The sequence below is a fragment of the Streptomyces sp. sk2.1 genome (genome assembly GCF_008120935.1).
Taxonomy (GTDB): domain Bacteria; phylum Actinomycetota; class Actinomycetes; order Streptomycetales; family Streptomycetaceae; genus Streptomyces.
Window position 1 is genome coordinate 1 of sequence record NZ_RDBO01000050.1, and the last position, 19,151, is coordinate 19,151.

17 protein-coding genes and 3 pseudogenes are annotated in these 19,151 nt (G+C 70.2%); 7 read left to right on the top strand and 13 right to left on the bottom strand.

The genetic code is table 11. The features are described 5' to 3' along the window. Positions 1-654: 654 nt before the first annotated feature. The 5 genes from EAO76_RS16660 to EAO76_RS16680 form a co-directional block, all read right to left on the bottom strand. A complete protein-coding gene (locus tag EAO76_RS16660; protein WP_148836756.1) occupies positions 655-1,278 on the bottom strand; it encodes a transposase in 624 nt (207 codons plus the stop codon). Continuing rightward, on the bottom strand, positions 1,194-1,733 hold the full coding sequence (locus tag EAO76_RS16665; protein ID WP_148836757.1) for a winged helix-turn-helix domain-containing protein: 540 nt from the start codon (positions 1,731-1,733) through the stop codon (positions 1,194-1,196). The genes EAO76_RS16660 and EAO76_RS16665 overlap by 85 nt, the downstream gene beginning before the upstream one ends. 72 nt (positions 1,734-1,805) lie before the next feature. Then, a complete protein-coding gene (locus EAO76_RS16670) occupies positions 1,806-3,230 on the bottom strand; it encodes an amidase (protein ID WP_148836758.1) in 1,425 nt (474 codons plus the stop codon). Between the two features lie 14 nt (positions 3,231-3,244). Then, the gene (locus EAO76_RS16675; RefSeq protein ID WP_148836759.1) at positions 3,245-4,672 is read right to left on the bottom strand and encodes an MFS transporter; all 1,428 of its coding nucleotides are present in this window, start codon (positions 4,670-4,672) and stop codon (positions 3,245-3,247) included. 38 nt (positions 4,673-4,710) lie between these two features. Continuing rightward, positions 4,711-5,901: a CaiB/BaiF CoA-transferase family protein gene (locus EAO76_RS16680; RefSeq protein ID WP_148836760.1), complete on the bottom strand. Its 1,191-nt coding sequence runs from the start codon at positions 5,899-5,901 to the stop codon at positions 4,711-4,713. Between the two features lie 128 nt (positions 5,902-6,029). On the opposite strand from EAO76_RS16680, the gene EAO76_RS16685 reads away from it, so the two are divergent. After that, the gene (locus tag EAO76_RS16685; protein WP_148836761.1) at positions 6,030-6,665 is read left to right on the top strand and encodes a TetR family transcriptional regulator; all 636 of its coding nucleotides are present in this window, start codon (positions 6,030-6,032) and stop codon (positions 6,663-6,665) included. 274 nt (positions 6,666-6,939) lie between these two features. On the opposite strand, the pseudogene EAO76_RS16690 reads toward EAO76_RS16685, so the two are convergent. Further along, positions 6,940-7,257 (bottom strand): annotated as a pseudogene (locus tag EAO76_RS16690) (transposase); the annotation flags it as partial. A 197-nt stretch (positions 7,258-7,454) separates the two neighbouring features. Between EAO76_RS16690 and EAO76_RS16695 the strand changes: the two are divergent. After that, positions 7,455-9,023, top strand: coding sequence for an FAD-dependent monooxygenase (locus EAO76_RS16695; RefSeq protein WP_262375527.1), 1,569 nt, complete (start codon positions 7,455-7,457; stop codon positions 9,021-9,023). 212 nt (positions 9,024-9,235) lie between these two features. On the opposite strand, the gene EAO76_RS46275 is transcribed toward EAO76_RS16695, so the two are convergent. From EAO76_RS46275 to EAO76_RS46285, 3 genes are read right to left on the bottom strand one after another with little or no spacing between them, the layout of a single operon-like run. Beyond that, the gene (locus EAO76_RS46275; RefSeq protein WP_262375528.1) at positions 9,236-9,622 is read right to left on the bottom strand and encodes a hypothetical protein; all 387 of its coding nucleotides are present in this window, start codon (positions 9,620-9,622) and stop codon (positions 9,236-9,238) included. Beyond that, the gene (locus tag EAO76_RS46280) at positions 9,619-9,792 is read right to left on the bottom strand and encodes a hypothetical protein (protein ID WP_262375529.1); all 174 of its coding nucleotides are present in this window, start codon (positions 9,790-9,792) and stop codon (positions 9,619-9,621) included. The genes EAO76_RS46275 and EAO76_RS46280 overlap by 4 nt, the downstream gene beginning before the upstream one ends. Before the next feature lie 6 nt (positions 9,793-9,798). Then, on the bottom strand, positions 9,799-10,452 hold the full coding sequence (locus EAO76_RS46285; protein WP_262375530.1) for a cytochrome P450: 654 nt from the start codon (positions 10,450-10,452) through the stop codon (positions 9,799-9,801). A 368-nt stretch (positions 10,453-10,820) separates the two neighbouring features. Here EAO76_RS46285 and EAO76_RS16705 point away from each other — a divergent pair, with 368 nt between their 5' ends. From EAO76_RS16705 to EAO76_RS16720, 4 genes are all read left to right on the top strand, one after another. After that, positions 10,821-12,074: an IS256 family transposase gene (locus EAO76_RS16705; protein ID WP_148836762.1), complete on the top strand. Its 1,254-nt coding sequence runs from the start codon at positions 10,821-10,823 to the stop codon at positions 12,072-12,074. Between the two features lie 42 nt (positions 12,075-12,116). Continuing rightward, positions 12,117-13,100 carry a GNAT family N-acetyltransferase gene (locus EAO76_RS16710; protein ID WP_148836763.1) on the top strand — a complete coding sequence of 328 codons (984 nt, stop codon included), beginning with the start codon at positions 12,117-12,119 and terminating at the stop codon, positions 13,098-13,100. 96 nt (positions 13,101-13,196) lie between these two features. Next, positions 13,197-14,003 (top strand): IS6 family transposase, encoded by an 807-nt coding sequence (locus EAO76_RS16715; RefSeq protein WP_262375531.1) that lies wholly within the window; start codon positions 13,197-13,199, stop codon positions 14,001-14,003. Positions 14,004-14,018: 15 nt separating this feature from the next. After that, positions 14,019-14,246, top strand: a complete 228-nt coding sequence (locus EAO76_RS16720; protein ID WP_262375532.1) for a hypothetical protein — start codon at positions 14,019-14,021, stop codon at positions 14,244-14,246. A gap of 213 nt (positions 14,247-14,459) precedes the next feature. Here the strand turns inward: EAO76_RS16720 and EAO76_RS16725 are convergent, their stop codons facing one another. From EAO76_RS16725 to EAO76_RS16740, 4 genes and pseudogenes are all read right to left on the bottom strand, one after another. Continuing rightward, positions 14,460-15,725 (bottom strand): cytochrome P450, encoded by a 1,266-nt coding sequence (locus tag EAO76_RS16725; RefSeq protein ID WP_148836764.1) that lies wholly within the window; start codon positions 15,723-15,725, stop codon positions 14,460-14,462. Positions 15,726-15,947: 222 nt separating this feature from the next. Next, a pseudogene (locus EAO76_RS16730) lies at positions 15,948-16,705 on the bottom strand (IS6 family transposase). Further along, complete coding sequence (locus EAO76_RS16735; protein ID WP_148836765.1) at positions 16,702-17,412, bottom strand: hypothetical protein; 711 nt, start codon at positions 17,410-17,412, stop codon at positions 16,702-16,704. Before EAO76_RS16735 ends, EAO76_RS16730 begins: the two are co-directional and overlap by 4 nt. A 164-nt stretch (positions 17,413-17,576) precedes the next feature. Beyond that, positions 17,577-18,584, bottom strand: coding sequence for a hypothetical protein (locus EAO76_RS16740; protein WP_148836766.1), 1,008 nt, complete (start codon positions 18,582-18,584; stop codon positions 17,577-17,579). Between the two features lie 355 nt (positions 18,585-18,939). On the opposite strand from EAO76_RS16740, the pseudogene EAO76_RS47610 reads away from it, so the two are divergent. Then, positions 18,940-19,137 (top strand): annotated as a pseudogene (locus tag EAO76_RS47610) (ATP-binding protein); the annotation flags it as partial. Positions 19,138-19,151 lie beyond the last annotated feature (14 nt).

Below are 19,151 nucleotides of genomic sequence, written 5' to 3' on the forward strand. Positions count from 1 at the left end.
GGGTCCGGGGCCGGAGTTCGGCACAGGACCGTCGACCGCCCCGCCCCGTCCGTCGACCGCCCCTCCGGGCCGCCGACACGACAGGAACCCAGGGCGGCGGGGCCGCGGAGTAGGTGGTCGACGACGCGGAGCGGTGAAGCGGCGGCCCGGAGGGGCGGTCGACGGACGGGGCGGGGCGGTCGACGGTCCTGTGCCGAACTCCGGCCCCGGACCCGCCGCAGAGCCGCGGCAGCGGTCGGCGGCACGGGGCCCGTCGACGCGGCAGGAACCCGGGACGCGAGGCCGGGCCGGCTGTGGCGCCGTCGGTGTCTTCTGTGGTGCGATCACTCCCGGCTCGCACAAGGATCGGGGTACGGGAGGTGGCCCGGTCGCGCCCCTGTCTCCGCACGGGGTCAGCGCGTCTTCCTTCCCGGCGCGCCGGTCCGCTTCTGTAAGTTCTCGCGATTCGTGGCGTGCCACGGCACGTTGACCAGCAGGTTTCTGCGTGGGTCTGCAGTGCGCGTCGACGTCCAGTCTCAAGTCCGTGGCACTTCCTCGCGACATGCCGGAAGGGGATGTCGCAGTCGACGGCTCCCCACCGCCCCCATCGGGCAACACGGCCCGGAGTACGTCCGCTGCCCGTACTGAGTTCGAGCCGTTACTGACTTCGGCGTATTAGGGTCTGTCCGGTCTATCGAGAGCGAGGCCCGTCCCGGCGAGGAATCCGCCGAGGATGCCGTGCCGGTACTGCAGCGCTTTGAGCCGCCTGCGGAGCAGAGTCTCCAGCTCGTTGAGGGTGCGGGCGGCCAGGTTGGTCAGGCTCCGCTTGATGTGCGCCCACAGGCCCTCGACCGGGTTGAGGTCGGGCGCGTACCCGGGCAGCAGGACCACCGTCAGCCAGTCCCGCTCGGCAACGAGTGCCTTCATCGTCTTGGAGATGTGGGTGTTCAGCCGGTCCCACACCACGATCAGCGGGGCCTTGAGCAGTTGGTGGGTGCCATCCAACAGGCGTATGTAGTCCGCCTCGCCCAGCGAGCGACGCTCGCCCTTGCGGCCGGTATGCCGACGCAGCCGGTAGCACAGACGGGCGGGCAGGCCCGGCCGGAAGCACAGCAGACCGGCCACCGAGAGACGTCCCCGGCTACGGCCGGACACCTTGACCCTCGGGGTGATGCCGCGCTGGCCCCAGGTACGGCCCCTGGGCGGCCGACCGGTCACGCCCGCTTCGTCCTCGAAGCAGATGAACGCGCCGGTCGCCGCCCGGAGGGTTTTACCTCCTGCCAGGTCGCCTCCCGCCATGCGGTGATCGCGTCCTCGTCGCGTTCGGCGGCGGGCCGGGCGGGCATCTGCACGCTGTAGCCCATGCGGTGCAGCAGCCGAGTGACCCCGGAGACACTGTAGGAGAGGTGGAACTTCCGCCCGATCAGCGTGCGTACCCGCGCGGCGGTCCACACCTGGTCGTCCGCCCAGCCGTGCGCGGCCGGCCCCGCATCAAGCCACATCGCGAGCTTGGTCTGCAGGTGCGGGCCGAGCCGACAGCCGTAGCCGCAGGGGCCTCTGGAACGCAGCGCCTCGCGTCCGCCCGTCCTCCAGGTACGGCGCCACTGGTAGACCGACTTCTCACTCACCCGTAACTCCCGGGCGATGCAGGGGACTTCCACGCCCTCATCGAAGAGGTCAACGGCCCGCATCCGTACCTCTTCCCGGCGCCTACGCTGCTCGGCGGACAGCCCGCCCCCGTCCGGATACCGCATGCCTCCGGCATACCAGCCCGGACGGACCGCGTCACCCCTCCCGACACAAATCCAGACCCCGAAACGCCGAAATCAGTAACTCCCGCAGATCGGCGGGTGCGGGGTGCCCAGAGCCCCCTCGATTGTGTGGGCGACGGCCAGGGCGAGGTCGTCGCGGTGATGGGCGGCGGCGAGCTGCACGGCGAGGGGGAGTCCGTCCGGGGCGATCCCGGACGGGATGCTGATGGCCGGGTGGCCGGTGTCGTTGAAGACGGAGGTGTACGAGATGGGCAGGACGCGCTCGCGCACGGCCGCGGTCACGTCCGGTCCTTCGGCCGGCCACGCGGTGGTGGGGGTGGTCGGCATGAGCAGAAGGTCGTACCGGTCGAAGAGCACGGCCGCCCAGCGGTCGAGGCAGACGCGGTGGGCCCAGTAGGCGGCCAGGTCGGCTGGGGTGAGGGAGCGGCTTGCGTCGAGGAGGTCGGCGAACCACGGCTCGAAGGCGTCACGGCGTGCGGTGAAGTCGTCGTGGACGTCGAGGAGGCGGGCGTACGCCAGGACCTCCTGTCGCAGCTGGAACGGTGCGGGGAAGGTGTCGGCGTCGGGCAGGGGCGACTCGTCGTCGTGGACGTCGTGGCCCTGGCCGCGCAGCAGGTCGGCTGCGTGGTCGAGGGCGCGCAGGATCTCGGGGTGGGGGGCTGTGATGCCGAGGGTGCGCAGGACGCCGACGCGCAGGGCGGGCAGTGGCTTGTCGAGGGTGTCGCGGTAGGAGAGGCCGGGTGCGGGCAGCGAGTGCGGGTCGGCGGGGTGGTGGCCGGCGGCGACGTCGAGGTGCAGTGCGGTGTCCCGTACGGTGCGGGCCATGCCGGACAGGCAGGCGTGCTGGGGCCACATCGGCATGCGGGAAGGGCCGTGGGGGATGCGGCCGCGGGACGGTTTGAGGCCGACGACTCCGCATAGGGCGGCGGGGATGCGGGTGGAGCCGCCTCCGTCTCCGGCGGTGGCCAGGGCGACGAGTCCGGCGGCGACCGCCGCGGCCGCGCCGCCGCTGGAGCCGCCGGGTGTGCGCTTGGGGTTCCAGGGGTTTCGGGTGGTGCCGAAGGCGTCGTTGGTGGTGTGGACGGCGGCGCCGAGCGGCGGTGTGTTCGTCTTGCCGATGACCAGGGCGCCTGCGGCGCGCAGCCGGGCGACGTGGACGCTGTCGTGGGCTGCTGGCGGTCGGTTCTGGTAGGCGCGGGTGCCGCGGGCGGTGGGGAAGCCTTCTGCGTCTTCGAGGTCCTTGACGAGTATCGGCAGGCCTGCGAGCGGCCCCAGGGGTTCGCCGTGGGAGATGCGCTGTTCGACGGCGGCGGCTTCGCCGAGGGCCCGCTCGGCGTCGAGGGCGACCACGGAGTTGACCGTTTTGTCGATGGTGGAGATTCGGTCGAGGGTGTGGTGGACGAGTTCGGTGGGTGAGAGCTCACCGCGGCGTATGAGTGCGGTGAGTTCGGTGGCCGAGGCGAAGGACAGGTCGGTCATGGGATGGGGACTTCCTAGCGGATCGGGGAGGGAGAAGAGGGGGTGGCGGCTTCGAGGCTGATGCCGGTGGTGCGCGGGCCGAAGCGCACGGCGACCATGCCTCCGGCGGCGCTGAGCGCAGCTATCAAGACAAAGACAGCGGTGTAGCCCGCGCCGGAGTAGAGGGCGGCGACGAGCATCGGGGTGGCGAAGTTGAAGATCCGGGACAGGGCGTTGGAGGTGCCGGCGCCGAGCGCGCGGATCCGGGTGGGGAAGATCTCCGCGGAGTACACCTGGAGGAAGGGCACGGCCATCTGGAAGAGCAGGCTGACCAGGCAGCCCAGGACGAGTACGGCTGTGGGGGCGCGGACGAGTGAGAACAGCAGCAGTGCGGTGGCGGAGAGTGTGCCGAGGACGAGCTGGGTGCGGCGTCGGTCCCAGCGATCGATGAGGGGTATGGCGGCGAGCGCGCCGAGGGGTGCGGCGGTCGCCAGGACGGCGGAGAGCAGCAGGGTGTCGTCGAGATCGAGTCCGGTTTCGGCGAGGAGGGTGGGTGTCCAGGTGTTGTAGGCGGAGTAGGCGAGCAGTCCGGTCACCCACATCGTGGTGACGATGAGGAAGTTGCGGCGGTGGGCACCGGTCCAGAGCTCGCTGAGGCGGGGGCGACCCGGGGCTGCGGCGGCGGGGGAGGTGGGCCCCGTCGTGGTCGATACCGTCGTGCTGGAGGGTGTGGGCGGGGTGCCGGCGGGAGGCTCGACGCCGGTCTGGGGTGGGACACCGCACTGTGCCTCGACATGGCGCACGATGGCGTCGGCTTCGTCGAGCCGGCCTCGGGAGGCGAGCCAGCGCGGGCTCTCCGGGACCCAGCGGTGGATCAGTACGGCGAAGACGACGCCGAGCAGCCCGAGACCGAAGACGAGACGCCAGCCCCAGGTCCATGCGGGTACGAGGAAGTAGCCGGCCCAGGCGGCGACGGGGATGCCGAGCGAGCCGATCGCCACCTTGTAGGTCTGCAGGCGTCCGCGCGTGGCGGCGGGGACGAACTCGGTGAGGACGACGATGGCGACCACGGCCATGCCCTGGGCACCGAGGTGGGTGGCGGTGCGGGCGGCGATCAGCTGCCAGGGGCCCTGGACCAGGACACAGCCGATGGTGGCGACGCAGTAGAGGGTGACGCAGGCGAGCATCGTGCGCCGGCGGCCGACGCGGTCGGCGAGGTATCCGGCGAGCACGCCCCCGGCGAAGGCGCCGAGCTGACTGGTGCCGACCACGAGGGCGACCGTCGACAGGGGCAGGTTCCACTGCTGGCGCAGGGCGGGGGCGATGAACGCGAACGCGTAGGTCTCCACCCATTCGAAGAGGATCATCCCGGCGAGGGCGATGACCAGGCGGCGGTGGAAGGAGCTGAGGGGAAGCCGGTCGAGACGCGTCCCGAGTGCGGCAGTGTGCAGGGTGACGGCCATGGGCGCGTGACCTCCCTGGGGAAGAAGGGGCAGGCGGGTCAGATCACGCCGTCGGCGTGCAGGGAGGCGAGCTCATTGGCAGTGAGGCCGAGCACGTCTGTGTAGACCTCGGTGTTGTGCTGTCCGAGCGCCGGGCCGGTGGAACGGATGCTGCCGGGGGTGCGTGACATCTTCGGCAGTGGCGCGACCATCGGCAGTGGTCCGAAATCGGGGTCGTCCACGGTGACCAGCGTGCCCCGCTCGCGGTAGTGCGGGTCGGTGGCGATGTCCGCGATGGTCATCAGCGGGGCGGCCGGGACACCGGCGTCGCTCAGCATCTTGGTGACCTCGTCCGCCTCGTACCCGGCGGCCCAGTCGGTGATGACCGCGTACAGAGCGTCGGCGTGTTCCGCCCGTGCGGCACGCGTGGCGTACGCGGGATCCGCCGCCAGCTCCGGGCTCCCCATGACGGCGGCCAGCCGGCCGAAGAGGGCGTCCGTCCCGGCATGGATCGACACGCGGCGCCCGTCGCAGGTGGTGAAGTCGCTGGCGGGCACGATCTGCGGATTCCGGTTGCCCAGGCGTTCACGGACCTTGCCGGTCGTCGCGTACGCGGCGAGCGCGTCCTCGGAGGCCCGGAACCCCGCCTCGTACAGCGCGAGGTCGATCACCTGCCCGCCGCCACCCACGGTGTCCCGGTGGTACAGGGCGGTGACCACGGAGAACGCGCCCAGATAGGCGGCCATGTAGTCGATCGTCGAATACCCGCTGCGCACCGGTGGCCGGTCTGCGTCGCCGGTGACATGGGTCAGGCCGGCGAAGGCGCTGGCGATTCGGTCGAAGGAACCGCGGTCGCTGTACGGGCCGGTCAGCCCGTACCCCGTCACGTACACGAGCACCGTGTCCGGCGCGAGTTCCCGCAGGGTGTCCGGGTCGAGGCCCCAGGATTTCAGCGTCGGCGGCCGGTAGTTGGTGATCACGACGTCGAAGTGGGGAACCAGCAGGCGTACGATCCGCTGCCCGGTCTCGGTGCGCAGGTCCAAAGTGACGGACTTCTTGTTGCGGGCCTCCTGGGCCCAGTACGGGGACCGGGCGCCCGGAGTGGTGCCGCGGGTGAAGTCGCCGCGGCCGGGATCCTCGACCTTGACGACCTCGGCGCCGAAGTCCCCGAGAAACGTCGCGGTGACTGGTGCGGCCAGCACCGTGGACAGGTCGAGTACTCGTATGCCCGCCAGTGGAGGTGTCGACATGGGTGCCCCTTGTTCACGTTATTCACGTTTCGTTATTAACGAAACGTTGCTAGTGGGACCATAGAGTGGTGTTCACGGTGCGGCAAGAGCTGAGACCGCACAGATCCAGGACGATCGGGGAGCAGCGCATGACCGACAGCGGGACCGGCGAGACGAGCAAGCCGCGGCGTCGTCGGCGCAGCCGCGAGGAGACCGAGGCGGACCTCCTCGCGGCGGCACGCACCCTGCTTGCACGCGACGGAGTCCTCGCCGGTGTCAACCTCCGTGAGATCGCGACAGAGGCCGGGGTCAACCACGGGCAGATCTACCAGTACTTCGGCACCCGTCAGGCCCTGCTACGCGCCGCGGCGGCCGACCTCGTCGAGCGCCAGACCGGAGACCGCGACGACCACTGGGAGCAGCCCTTCACCGAACGTCGGCTCGCGATGTTCCAGCACCGCCTCGACGAACCCGAACTGGTCAAGCTCGAAGCACTTCTCGCGCTCGACGGCGACGACGACTTCAGCCCGCTGCCCCGCCTCGCACAGACCCTGCAGAGCCTGGAACGCGACAAGGCCGACGGCTCACTGCCGAGTGACGCCGACGGCGTCGCCGCCCACGTCATGACCAGCGCAGCGCAGATGGGATATGCCATCTTCCGCGAGGCCTACGCCCGCGACACCGGCATCCCCCTGGAGGAACTCGACGCCCGCGCCGCCCATGCCTTCACCCGCATGCTCGCCGGCCTCGCCGCCCCGCTGCTACAGGAAACGCCAGACGCGTGAAGAGACTGTCCGGCTATGAGGCAGGCCGTCGATCACCGCGCGAACGGCCCGGCAGCGGGTTGGGGGCGCCAGCAGGTCGGGGCGCCGACGGGTTGGGGGCGCCGACGGCCGGACCCGGACCCGACGGCGCGAAGCGGTGGGGCGGGGGCGGCTGGCCGTCGGCCCGCCGCTTCGCGCAGTGGGAGCGGCGGCAGGGCGGCCGGAGCCCGGCAACAGCGAGGCAGGGCCGGCGCGACGGAACGCGGGGCGGGGCGGCCCGGCGACGGAGCGCGGGGCGGCGCAGGGCCGCGGCCAGGCCGTCGACCACGACACAGCCCGGCGCGGCGCCGGGCCAGTCCCGCAGCCGCCGCCAGGCCGTCACCCCACTGCAGCCGGTCCGCTCGGCGGGCACGTCTCTCCAGCTGACGTTCTTGCGCAGCACGTACACGATGCCCCGAAGAGCCGCACGGTCGTCCGCCGGCAACCGCCCGGGATACCGATGACGCCGCGGCGGCCGGGGCGGCAGCAGCGGAGCGATGCGTTCCCACAGGTCATCAGGCACAAGATCATCCGACACCCGCACCACTCTGCCCCTGCCAGCCCCGGTCGCCAAGCCCTCACGCTGAACTCATTCTGAAACGATCAGTTAGCTTGAGCTCGTGATACCGCAGGAGACCACGGCCCGTCAGCCCCTACGACATCACGAGTTCAAGCTCGGTAACGGTGCCGGCCCCATTCTCCTCGCGGGGCCGGTCCCTTGACACTGCGGCGCCTTTTTGGCTCTTTCGGGCCTCGGTCATAGTCGGCGCCATGAACTATGACGCAGACGTAGTGGTGGCCGGAGGCGGCCCGGTCGGACTGATGCTGGCCTGCGAGCTCCGGCTCGGAGGCGCGCGGGTGGCCGTCCTGGAGCGCCTCACCGAAGTGGACCCGACGATCAAGGGTGGGGCGATCACCACGCCCAGCGCCGAGGCGCTCTACCGCCGGGGCATGCTGCCCGCGCTGGCCGAGGTGCAGCGGCAGGCGATGGACCGCTTCCAGGCATTCATGCGCGAGCGGGACGGCGGGGACGGAGGTGGGGCTGCGGGCCAAGGGCTCGGGTTCGTCGGGCACTTCGCCGGAATCATGCTGCGCGCCGACCTGGTCGACCGTACGGGGCCGGGCCTCGGCGACGCCGGACCCGCCGCCGAGATCGCTTTCGTGGCGCAGCAGGACATCGAGCGGCTGCTGGGCGGGCGGGCGGACGAGCTCGGCGTCGACGTGCGCCGGGGGGTGGGGCTGACCGGCTTCGACGCGGACGACGGGGCCGTCACCGTGCGGACCAGCCATGGGGCCATACGCGCCGGCTGGCTCGTGGGCTGCGACGGCGGCCGCAGCACGGTCCGCAAGCTCGCGGGGTTCGAATTTCCTGGTACGGAACCGGAGGTCACCTGTCACCAGGCGGTCGTGGATATGACCGGCGCCGAGGACCTGAAGGTCGGCTGGACCGCCACGGACACCGGGGTGTACGCCTACGGGCCGATGCCGGGCCGCGTCGTCACCGTGGAGTTCGACGGCCCGCCGGCCGACCGGGACGCGCCGGTCACCGCTGAGGACCTCCAGGCGCGGCTGCGCCACGTATCCGGCGTGGACGTCACGATCACCGGGGTGCGGACCGCGACCCGCTTCACCGACCACGCCCGTCAGGTCACCGAGTACCGCAAGGGCCGGGTTCTGCTGGCGGGCGACGCGGCGCATGTGCACTCCGCGTTCGGGAGCCAGGGGTTGAGCCTGGGTATCGGGGACGCGATGAACCTCGGCTGGAAGCTCGCCGCGGTGATCGGCGGCCGGGCGCCGGAAGGGCTGTTGGACACGTACACCTCCGAGCGGCACCCGGTCGGCGCGTGGGTCCTGGACTGGACCCGGTCCCAGGTCGCGGCCATGCGCCCGGACCCGCAGTCCCGGGCCCTGCGCGAGATCGTCAGCGATCTGGCGGGGACGGTCGTGGGCACCACGTACCTGACCGCGCGGCTCAACGGTGGCGGGGTGCGGTACGAGCTGCCTGGCGAGCACCCGCTGACCGGCCGCAGCACCCCGGACCTCGAACTCACCGACGGCAGCCGCCTCGCGGACCACCTCCACGGCGGCCGGGCGCTCCTGCTCGACCTCACCGACGACCCGGAAATCCGGGCCCTCGCTGCGGGGTATGCCGGCCGCGTCGACATCCTGACGGCCGGCTGCCCGTCCCGCCCGGAACTGGCGGCGGTCCTCGCCCGCCCGGACGGCTTCACGGCCTGGGCAGCCGACGCGGGGGCGGGGGCGCCGACCCCGACGGCCGGGCTGACGGAGGCGCTGGAGGAGTGGTTCGGAGTGCCAGAGAGGGCGGTGACGCCGGGCTGATCCATCGCTCTCAAGAACGCCCCCGACGACGAGTGGGAGCCGTCAACCTGCCGTCCCGCCAGGGCTTGTGATCGGCAGGGCGTTTGCGCTGTTCACAGGGGTGGAGCGGGTACCGGGAACCGTCACAGCAACCGGGCCGTGACGCCTGTGCGTACCCGCTCGGCGCGACGTTCGCCTGGACCTGGTTCGTTCGGGGCCCGGCAGGTCTGCTCCTACCGGGCGGCCGGCAGGCGAAGCGGGCTGCGGGTGGTCATGCTCAGCCGCCACTCGGTCTCCGTCACCGCAATGGTCAGGTGGAGGCCGGGGAACCGGGCGGCCAGCCGATGAAGAGTGATCTCCAGCTGTGCGCGGGCCGGCCAGATGCCCAGGCAGTAGTGCGTTCCCCCGCCGAAGGAAAGGGTCGGACTCTCCAGCGGGGCGAACAGGTCATCGAACGGGCTGTCGGTGAAAACGGACGGATCACGGTTGGCGACGCCGATGTCCGCGGCTACGAATTCACCCGCCCTGACCAGGGCGCCCCCGATCTCGGTGTCCTCCGCCGCCCGGCGCATGCAGCCTGGTTTCTCCGGGTTCCTGCCCAGCAGGATCAGGTGGTTCAACCGCTCGGCCAGTGCACCGGCCGCCTTCTCCGAGGAGGCCAGCCGCTGCCAGACTTCGGGCCGTTCACCCAGAGAATGTAGAGCAGCGAGTTGCCCAGCATCGTCATCGTGGTGTCGTAGCCGGCCACGACCAGCCCTCCGACCAGGTTGGCCAGATGCGCCTCCAGCACCCCGCCCTACCGGTCGGCAGCCCGGGCCAGGGTGCTGACCAGGTCCTCGCCCGGCGCCGCTCGCCGCTCCGCGAGCAGATCGGCGGAGAACTCCATGAGATCCCTCAGGCCGGCGGCCACCTCCTGCGCACTGCGCGAGGTATCGGAGACGGCATGCTCGGCCCAGCGCCTGAGACGATCGTCCTCCAGGTCCTGCACGCCCATCAGACGCCGCATCACCGCGTTCGGCACCGCCAGGGCGTAACCAGCCATCAGGTCTGCCGACGAACCCCGCTCCTCCAGCTCGTCCAGCAGCCGGTCGATCGCCCGCTCCACCCACGGGCGCAGGCGCTTGACGCCCCGCGGCGTGAAAACCTGCCGCACCACTCGGCGCAGGCGCAGATGCTCGGCACCGTCCAGGTTGATCATTCCGCCCGGAGCGTCCAGCAGGTTCGGAGTGTCGGTGAGCGCCGGGGCATCCGGAGAACTCAGCAGGGACCGCTGGAGGTGGGCGTCCATCAGAACCTGCCGGACATCGCCGTACCGGGTGACCAACCACACCTCTGTGCCGTTGGGAACAGAGGTCCGCCGGGGCGGCCCGATTCCCGCGAACGGCAGACAGTGCAGCGGCTGCAACTGCTCGACCGCGGGGCCCGCGCCATGGACATCCGAGACGGACACACGTCCTCCTGGTTCGTACCGAAGAGACGGGTTGCCCAGCAACCTGCCTGCGCTTCAGAGCCGATGAAGCCTGCGGAGCCAGACCGCACCGAACTGAGCTGTACTGAGATTCGTGGAGTCCCTGATGCCAGGGAAGCGACCGCCATTCACCTTCCAGGACGAACACGTCCCGGAGATGTTTGGCCGAGGTGAAACTGCGCTCGACAACAGGCCTGTGTTCAGCGGCGGCTGTTGCCCGGCGCGAGCAGAGCAATGCTCATGACCTGTGGATCGGCCTCGAGTTGGACGCGAAGGGCGTACCTTCCCGAGTGATCGACTTCTGGTCATCGAGTAGGCCGACGTTGCACCGTCGGTCGGGAAGGCGCCCCGTGCTGAGCGTAGTGAATGCCGATGGAACGACCGAGACCGGCTCCCTGATCGACGACATCGTCCGTGAGGGCGCGAGGCGGATGCTGGCCGCCGCCCTGGAGGCTGAAGTCAACTCCTACATAGCCGAGTTGACCGACCAACGAGACGAGAACGGGCGCCGCCTGGTGGTCCGCAACGGCTACCACCAGCCCCGGAAGGTCACCACCGCGGCCGGGGTGATCGAGGTGAAGGCTCCACGCATCAACGACAAGCGCATCAACGAGGCAACCGGCGAGCGCAAACGGTTCTCCTCTGCGATCCTGCCGCCGTGGTGCCGCAAGTCCCCGAAGATCAGCGAGGTGCTGCCGCTCCTCTACCTCCACGGCCTGTCCAGCGGGGACTTCGTGCCCGCGCTTGAGCAGTCCCTCGGCTCCTCGGCATGCCTGTCCCCGGCCACCGTCACCCGGCTGACCACCCAGTGGCAGACCGACCATCAGGCGTCCAGCGAGCGCGACCTGTCGGCCACGGACTACGTCTACGTCTGGGCCGACGGTATCCACCTGCGCATCCGGCTGGAGGAGGCGAAGGCAGCGGTCCTGGTCGTCATGGGCGTGCGCGCGGACGGAACCAAGGAGCTGATCGCGATGACCGACGGCTACCGCGAATCGGCGGAGTCCTGGGCCGGCCTGCTGCGGGACTGTCAGCGGCGCGGCATGCGCGCTCCCGTCCTCGCCGTCGGCGACGGCGCCCTCGGCTTCTGGAACGCGCTGAACGAAGTCTTCCCCGAAACCCGCCACCAAAGGTGCTGGGTTCACAAAACGGCCAACTGCCTCGACAGCCTCCCGAAGTCAGCTCAACCCGCAGCGAAGAAGGCCATCCAGGACATCTACAACGCCGAGGACCGCGAGCACGCGGCCGCCGCGGTCAAGACGTTTGCCAAGCAGTACAGCGCGAAGTTCCCCAAGGCTGTCAAGAAGATCGTCGATGACGAGGACGAACTGTTGGCGTTCTGCGACTTCCCCGCCGAGCACTGGATCCACCTGCGGACAACCAACCCCGTCGAGTCGACCTTCGCGACCGTCCGTCTGCGGACCAAGGTCACCAAGGGTGCCGGATCCCGGGCCGCCGCCCTGGCGATGGTCTTCAAGCTCGTCGAGGCCGCCCAGGCCCGCTGGCGAGCCGTGAATGCACCCCACCTCGTTGCCCTCGTCCGCGCCGGGGCCTGTTTCGAACGCGGCCAGCTCGTTGAACGGCCGCAGACGACCGCGGCGTGAATAGGGTGGCGGGCCTGCCTCGAAGTTCGAGATCATCCGGTCATGTTGGATGGCACGGCAGGACAGGACCTTCCGGTCGGCTTCGGGTTCCGGCCGTATCGCGGCGACGAAGACCACGGCGCCATGGCTGCGGTGCGGCGGGGGTGTGCTGAACGGGACCGGGTCGATGCCCAGTCGGTTGTGGAAGGGCTCCCGACAGCAGCCGAGATCGCGGAAGCTTCTGCCAAGTTGGAGGAGCCGTCCAAGAACCAGATCCTGGTGGCGTGCGACGGGAGCGTCGTCGGCTACTCGACGATCCGGTGGTGGCAGGAGCGGGACGATACGTGGCTATACCTGCACCGCGGCTACCTCTTGCCCGAGCATCGCGGCCAGGGCATCGGCTCAGAGATGCTGAGCTGGGCCGAAGAGCGGATCCGCCGGCTCGTCAAACAGCATGGAACGGCGCGGACGGCAGTGATCGGCGCGAACGCCATGACCTCCGAGCAGGATGCCACGGCACTTCTGCGCGCAGCCGGCTACCGACGTGTCTTCAGTCTGGTCGAGCTGGAGCTGGGCGATCTGCAGCAGATGCCCGAGCCGGGCGACGAACTGCCGGCCGGGATACGGACGGGGCCGATCGGGACAAGCCACTACCGTGCAGCCTGGAGGACGGTCGTCGATTCGTACGCGGACAGCGGCTTCACTCAGAGATGGCCGTTCCAGGACTTCGTCGACACCGCCGACCCGGCATGCTGGAGGGCTGCCTGGAACGGGCAGGACATGGTCGGCGTCGCCCTCTGCTCCATCCGCCGTCACGACCACACCGTGGGCGAGGTAGAAGAGCTGAGTATCCGGACGGATCAGCGACGCCTCGGAATCGGCCGGGCCCTGCTACTGGACGGGCTGCAAAGCCTTCGCGAACAGGGTGCAACGATCGCCCGGCTGTTCACGGGCACGGCAAATCCACACCGGTCCTACGACCTCTACGAGAGCGTGGGGTTCCGGCGGCAGAACGAATACGTCCGCTACCGCAAGCCGCTTGCTTGATCGACCGCCCATCGGGCTGTCCGGTCATCCACAGGATTTGACAATAGCTCGCGCGAGCAGGCCGGTCGGCACTGTCACGTTGGCTGACCGGGTGGGATGATCTTGGAGTTGGTCGTGCCGGGGAGGGGTTCGCCCGTGTCGTCAGCGCCGCCGTCGTACAGGGGACACCGGTACCCGGTCGAGGTGATCTCCCATTGCGTGTGGCTGTGCTCCCGCTTCCCGCTCTCCTTCCGCGAAGTCGAGGAGCTGCTCCTGGCCCGCGCGATCACCGTCTCCCATGAGGCGATCCGCCGGTGGTGCGACCGGTTCGGCCCCTGCTACGCGGCCGCCCTGCGCCGCAGCCGGCCCCAGGCCGGCGACAAGTGGCACCTGGACGAGGTGTTCCTGAAGATCAACGGGGAGCGGCACTACCTGTGGCGGGCCGTGGATCAGGACGGCACTGTCCTCGACATCCTGCTGCAGTCCAAGCGGGACGCGAAGGCCCCGAAGCGGTTCATGGCCAAGCTGATGAAGAAGCGGCGCAGAACACCCGGGGTGCTGGTCACCGACAAGCTCCGCTCCTACGGCGTCGCCCACAGAGAGTTGATGCCCTCGGCCGATCACCGTTCCCACAAGGGCCTGAACAACCGTGCGGAGAACTCCCATCGGCCGACGAGGCAGCACGAACGCACGATGAAGGGCCTTCCGCACAGTCGGCAGAACCAGAAGTTCCTGTCCGCGTTCAGCCAGATCTCACCGCACTTCCGGCCCCGCCGCCACTGGATGACCGCCACCGGCTACCGCACCGAGATACGCCACCGCTTCGGAACCTGGAACGAGATCACTGGCACTACGCCATGCCCACCGAGGCCTGAACCAGAGGCGGAAACCAAGCCCAGCACACCCCCGCACACCCTCAAGTAATCGCACACCAACAGGTTGACAATGCCCTCCTACCAGATCTTCAACATGATCTTCGGTGGCTTCGCCCCGTTGGCCGCGGTCTCGCTCTCGGCGGCGGTCGGCGGCCACTACTGGCCGGCTGCCGCAATGCTCATGCTCATCTCGGCCATCGGTATCTGGTGCACCCTCCGCCTCCACAGTCTGGCCGCACCGAGCCTCCCCGCCACGGACAGCGTCACGAACACCGTGAAGGCCAACGCCTGATCTTCACCCCCGCTGTTGAGCGCCGCCGTCCCCGGCCACTACCGCAGAGACGGCGGCGCCCGGATTTCACCGTGGTCCGGCGAGATCGACGCCGACTACCGGTACTCAGCACCGCGGCACAGCAGAGGTGCGGGTCCACGCCCCGCCGCACTCCCCCGCCCGCTGCTCTCTCCCTCACGGCAGCCGCTCGGCCGCGCACCACGAGGACCAGGGTCACAGATGTACGGGGAGGGTCTGCAGGTGCCAGTTGACCGGGTTGGTGCCACGTTTCAGGTGTTCCGGGTCGGTGGCCAGCCGCAAGTCGGGGACACGGTTGAACAGCGCGGTCAGAGCCACGGCGGCCTCCTCCTGGGCGAGGTGCGCGCCCAGACAGCGGTGCGCGCCGTGTCCGAATCCGAGGTGGGTCTCCCTGCTGCCGCGGGTGCGGCCGAGGTCGAGGCGATCGGGGTCGGTGAAGGCGGCCGGGTCGCGGTTGGCCGCGGAAACGATTGGGAGGACGGCTTCTCCGGTGCGTACGGAGGTGTTGCCGACCATGGTGTCGCAGGTGGCGTAGCGGGGCAGGGCGCGTACGACGGGGCCGCAGTAGCGCATGAGCTCGTTGACCGCGTGCGGCATGAGGGTGGCGTCTTCGCGCAGCAGGGCGAGCTGGTCGGGGTGGGTGAGGAGCGCTTCGGTGCTGTTGGCGATGAGGTTGACGGTGGTGATGTGTCCCGCGACAACGAGGTTGGTGATGAGGGCGACCAACTCGTCGGTGCTCAGCGGGTCGTTCTGATGGGGTGCGAGCAGTTCGGAGATGAGGTCGTTCCCGGGGTGCTCGGCGTGGTGATCGACGAGGACGTGTGCGTCCTCGACCATGCCGGCGAGCGCGGCGCCCAGTTCGTCGCCGCAGACACCGGCGGTCAGGGCGGCGCTCCGGGTGCGCCAGCGCTCCCGGTCGGCTTCGGGGACGGCGATGAGCTCACAGATGACGGTGATGGGCAGTGGCCGAGCGAAGTGCTCGATGAGGTCGACGACTCCGTTCTCCGCGTGGTCGGGAAGGCGGTCGAGCAGTTGGTCGGCGATTGCTTCGATCCTGGGGCGCAATGCGGCGACACGGCCCGGGGAGAACGCGGCGGTCACGAGGCCGCGGATACGCCGGTGATCGGCACCCTCCGCGTCGAAGATTCCGGCGCGCAGGTATTTCTCGTGGCCCGGGTACATGCCGCGGGCCTGCCAGGTCTGTTCGGTGCGGTGGGCCACCGGCGCGCCGGGGACGGTCGCGGCGTCAATGGTGAAGCGGGGGTCGCTCATGACCGTACGGATGTCGTCGTGGCGGGTGGCCACCCACATCGGGTCGACGCCGTGCACGCGCCCCCGCACCATCTGTTCCCGCTCACGGATGTGCGCGTAGGCGGTGAAGGGGTCGTGAACCAGCTCCTGATCGGCCAGGTCGAGTGGTTCTCCGTCGGTCTCGGTGGTGCCGTGGTCCTGAGCAGTCACTTCGGAGCCTCCAAAGATGGTGGTCGTTCAGTGACGACATCCTGTGCAAGGACGGCCCCGCGCATCCCTCCCCGGGGGTCAATCCCTACGAACGAGTGCAATCGACGCGGGTGCGCCGGTCCCGGTACCGCGAGAGGGAATCCGGGGGCGCTGTCACGTTGTTGAGTATGTGAGTGTCTGATGGCGTGTCGGGTGTGGTGGGGCCGGGTTCCGGTCCTGTGCTCAGGCCACGGAGGGCAGGACGGTGGCGCCGGTGACCTGGTCCCAGATGGCGGAGCGGATGGTCATCTCGGCGAGGTAGCGGGCTGCGGTCATCAGGTGTCGGCAGGGCCGGAAGTGGGGTGAGATGCCGCTGAACGCGGCCAGGAACCGCTGGGCTCCGCCGACGCTGCGGAAGCCCTTCATCGCGCGTTCGCCTGTCGGGTCGGCTGGTGGCTGTTCTCGGCCCGGTTGTTSAGGCCCTTGRGGGAACGGTGTTCCACGGAGGGTATGACCTCGCGGTGGGCCGCGTGGCAGGAGCGGAGCTTGTCCGTGATGATCACCCGCGGCACGGTCCCGATTCCTTCGAGGAGCCTGCGGAAGAAGCGCCTGGCCGCGGCCTTGCCCCTTCGGCCCTGGACCAGGATGTCGAGCACGGTGCCGTCGGCGTCGACGGCCCGCCACCGGTACTTCCGTTCCCCGTTGGTCTTCACGAACACCTCGTTCAGATGCCTTTTGTCCCCCGGCCGCGACTGGCGGCGGCGCAGCCCGTTCGCATAGGCCTGCCCAAACTTCATGCACCAGCGGCGGACCGTCTCGTGGGAGACGATCACACCGCGCTGGAGCAACAGCTCCTCCACCTCACGGAACGACAGCGGGAAGCGGAAGTACAGCCACACGCAGTGGGAGATCACCTCGACCGGGTACCGATGTCCCCTGTACGACGACGGCGCTGACGACACGGGCGAACCCCTCCCCGGCACGACCAACTCCAAGATCATCCCACCCGGTCAMCCAACGTGACAGTGCCTGCCAGCGATGTGGCCATGAAGCCTGAGCCCCCACACCTGGCCGGGGCGTCGAGGCGGCGGGCGAGTTTCTCGACGGGCTCCCAGGCGGTGCCGGGGGCGAGGCGTTCGACGAGGTCCCGGTCGACGGGCGCCCCCGCCACGAGGGCCTCCAGCACGCCGGTGTCGACCGGCCGGGAGTAGTAGTGGCCGAAGTGCTTGGTGAGGGCGTCGGGGGTGAAGGACACCAGCGGGGCGAGCATCCAGGAGGTTAGCTCGGGTTCCCGGCCGTCCCCGGGCCGCGGGTCGCCGTGGCGCCAGGCGGTCCCGTCGTGCCAGAGCGCGAGGGTGAGGGCGGGGAATTTCGGCTCGTCGTTCTCCAGCCGGGTCAGCGGGGTGAGATCCTCCGGCAGGCCGTCGAGCAGGCCGGGGCAGAGTTCGTCCTCGGAGTAGGGGCTCATCCACGACTCGTGGTCGAAGGCCCGGAGGAAGGCCGTCGAGGGGCCGAGGAAGACGTGGTAGTCGTCCCCGCCGCCGTTCTCGTACCAGAAGTGCTCGAATCCGCTCCCGTCGGCGGCCGCGTGACTGTAGCGCGGCCAGCGGGAACCGAAGGCTGCTTCCAGGAGCGTGAGGACACGGGCCCGTGCGCGGAGCGGGCCCGGTGCGGGCAAGGAGGCGGCGAAGTTGGAGAGCACGGACATGGCCCTGAGCCTAGGCTGTTTCTCCGACATCCCCGCCACGGTGGCTCGCTGGGCCGCCCTCGGCATCCGCGGCGTAAAGGTCTTCGCCTTCGGGTACGACCGCGACGGGGTGCGACAGTGCCGGCCGAATTCGGGGGCGTGCCATGCCTCGGTCCGGCGTCTGGTCACCTGAAGGGGCTGTTCCCGTCTTTCCCCGACCGCACCGGCGGAGCGGTGCGCTCGAGGCGGCTTCGGAGTTCGGCCTCGGCCGCGGCGTACTCGGCAGGCAGCCCGGGCAGGAGGGCGAGGGCGGCGGTGATGAGCTCCGTCGTCGCCCGCGGGTCTTCCCGGACCGCCCGGAACAGCACGACGGCGTCCATCGGGGCCAGCCGGTGGCGCCAGGCGGGATGGGCGTGCGTCGCCGCGTAGCGGGCGGTCAGAACCTCGACTGGGGACAGCTCCGCTCCGCTCCGGCGCAAGAACACCGCCAGGCCGTACCGGTTGACGATGTCGCAGATCTCCTCGGCCCGGGCCTGGTTGCGGTGGTGCGCGTCGTGGATCTCGTAGAGCACGGCGTACACGAGCGCGCGTTCCCGGTCCGTGCACGGAGCCGGGGACGGTTCGTCCTTCAGCAGCGCCTCGATGTCGGCCGGACGCAGGAGGGGGCGGCGGTTCGCGTCGGTGACGGGACAGAGCGTCAGACGGACGACGCCAAGTGCGACCGCGCCCTCCGAGAGCGCCCGCGCGTACCGGACGCCCTCGCTAGCCGTCGGCTCGGTTTCCAGGCAGGCGGCCCGCACCTGCGCGACGGTCGGCCCGTCGGTCCACGCGAACGTCCAGGCCCGTGCGGATGCGGACCACTGGGCCTCGACGGCACCGCGCCTGTGGGAGCCGCCTGCCTGGAAGCCGAACCGGTCGGTGAGCGTACGGGCGAGTCGACGAAGGCGCGTCGCGCGGTCGGAAGCCATCGGACACCAGTATCCACCGAACCCGGCGGGGCTCGCGCGGGGCACGACGGCCCGTCCCGGGTATCGGGGCGGACCGTCGCGCACCGGGCGCACTGCGTTGGCGTCGTCCTGGTCGGTGTAGCGGTCCGCGCGGGCGCGGGAGTCGTCGGCCGCCTTGGTGAACGCGTCCTGGAGGCGGCGCAGCCGGTCGGCCGGCGGCAGGTGCACCGGTGCGGTGCGGAGCATCGGGTGCGGCGCACCAGCGCGAGAGTGCCGGGCGCGTCGGGTGGCGCGGCGGCGGGGCCGCGAAGTAGGTGGTCGACGACCCTGGTCCCGGCCCTGCGACTGACACCGCGGCACGGCAGACCGAGCGGCGACACGGTCCGGGGCCGGGCGGTCGACAAACGGGTGGGCGGTCGACGGTTCTGTGCAGACCTCCGGCCCCGGACCCGCCGCAGGGCCCCGGCGGGCGCGACCCACGACCGGGCCGTCGATGCGGCAGGAACCCGGGGCCCGGGGCCGTCGACCGCGGTACGGCGGCGGGCCCGGCCGCGGCCGGGCCATCGGCACGAGGGGAACCCGGGGCGCGGATTCCCCTCGCATCGACGAACTCGGCCACATGGAACTCGACCGCCACGGCGCCGGGTTCCTCTTCCAGGTCCTGACCGAACGCGAGGAGAAGAACAGCGTCGCCATCGCCTCGAACGAGTCGTTCGGCAAAGCGCACGTGTTCCGGCGAACCTGTGCCAGGCAGCGCCGAAACTTCACGGGTTTCGGCAGGAACGCGGATGCTGCATGATCGAACGATGCTGG

Bases quoted from the DNA above. Each gene is read 5' to 3' on its own strand.
- EAO76_RS16715 (WP_262375531.1), top strand. From the start codon at position 13,197: ATGATCTTGGAGTTGGTCGTGCCGGGGAGGGGTTCGCCCGTGTCGTCA.
- EAO76_RS16740 (WP_148836766.1), bottom strand. From the start codon at position 18,584: ATGCTCCGCACCGCACCGGTGCACCTGCCGCCGGCCGACCGGCTGCGC.
- EAO76_RS16665 (WP_148836757.1), bottom strand. From the start codon at position 1,733: ATGCGGTATCCGGACGGGGGCGGGCTGTCCGCCGAGCAGCGTAGGCGC.
- EAO76_RS16695 (WP_262375527.1), top strand. From the start codon at position 7,455: ATGAACTATGACGCAGACGTAGTGGTGGCCGGAGGCGGCCCGGTCGGA.
- EAO76_RS16670 (WP_148836758.1), bottom strand. From the start codon at position 3,230: ATGACCGACCTGTCCTTCGCCTCGGCCACCGAACTCACCGCACTCATA.
- EAO76_RS16675 (WP_148836759.1), bottom strand. From the start codon at position 4,672: ATGGCCGTCACCCTGCACACTGCCGCACTCGGGACGCGTCTCGACCGG.
- EAO76_RS16660 (WP_148836756.1), bottom strand. From the start codon at position 1,278: ATGGCGGGAGGCGACCTGGCAGGAGGTAAAACCCTCCGGGCGGCGACC.
- EAO76_RS16680 (WP_148836760.1), bottom strand. From the start codon at position 5,901: ATGTCGACACCTCCACTGGCGGGCATACGAGTACTCGACCTGTCCACG.
- EAO76_RS16710 (WP_148836763.1), top strand. From the start codon at position 12,117: ATGTTGGATGGCACGGCAGGACAGGACCTTCCGGTCGGCTTCGGGTTC.
- EAO76_RS16685 (WP_148836761.1), top strand. From the start codon at position 6,030: ATGACCGACAGCGGGACCGGCGAGACGAGCAAGCCGCGGCGTCGTCGG.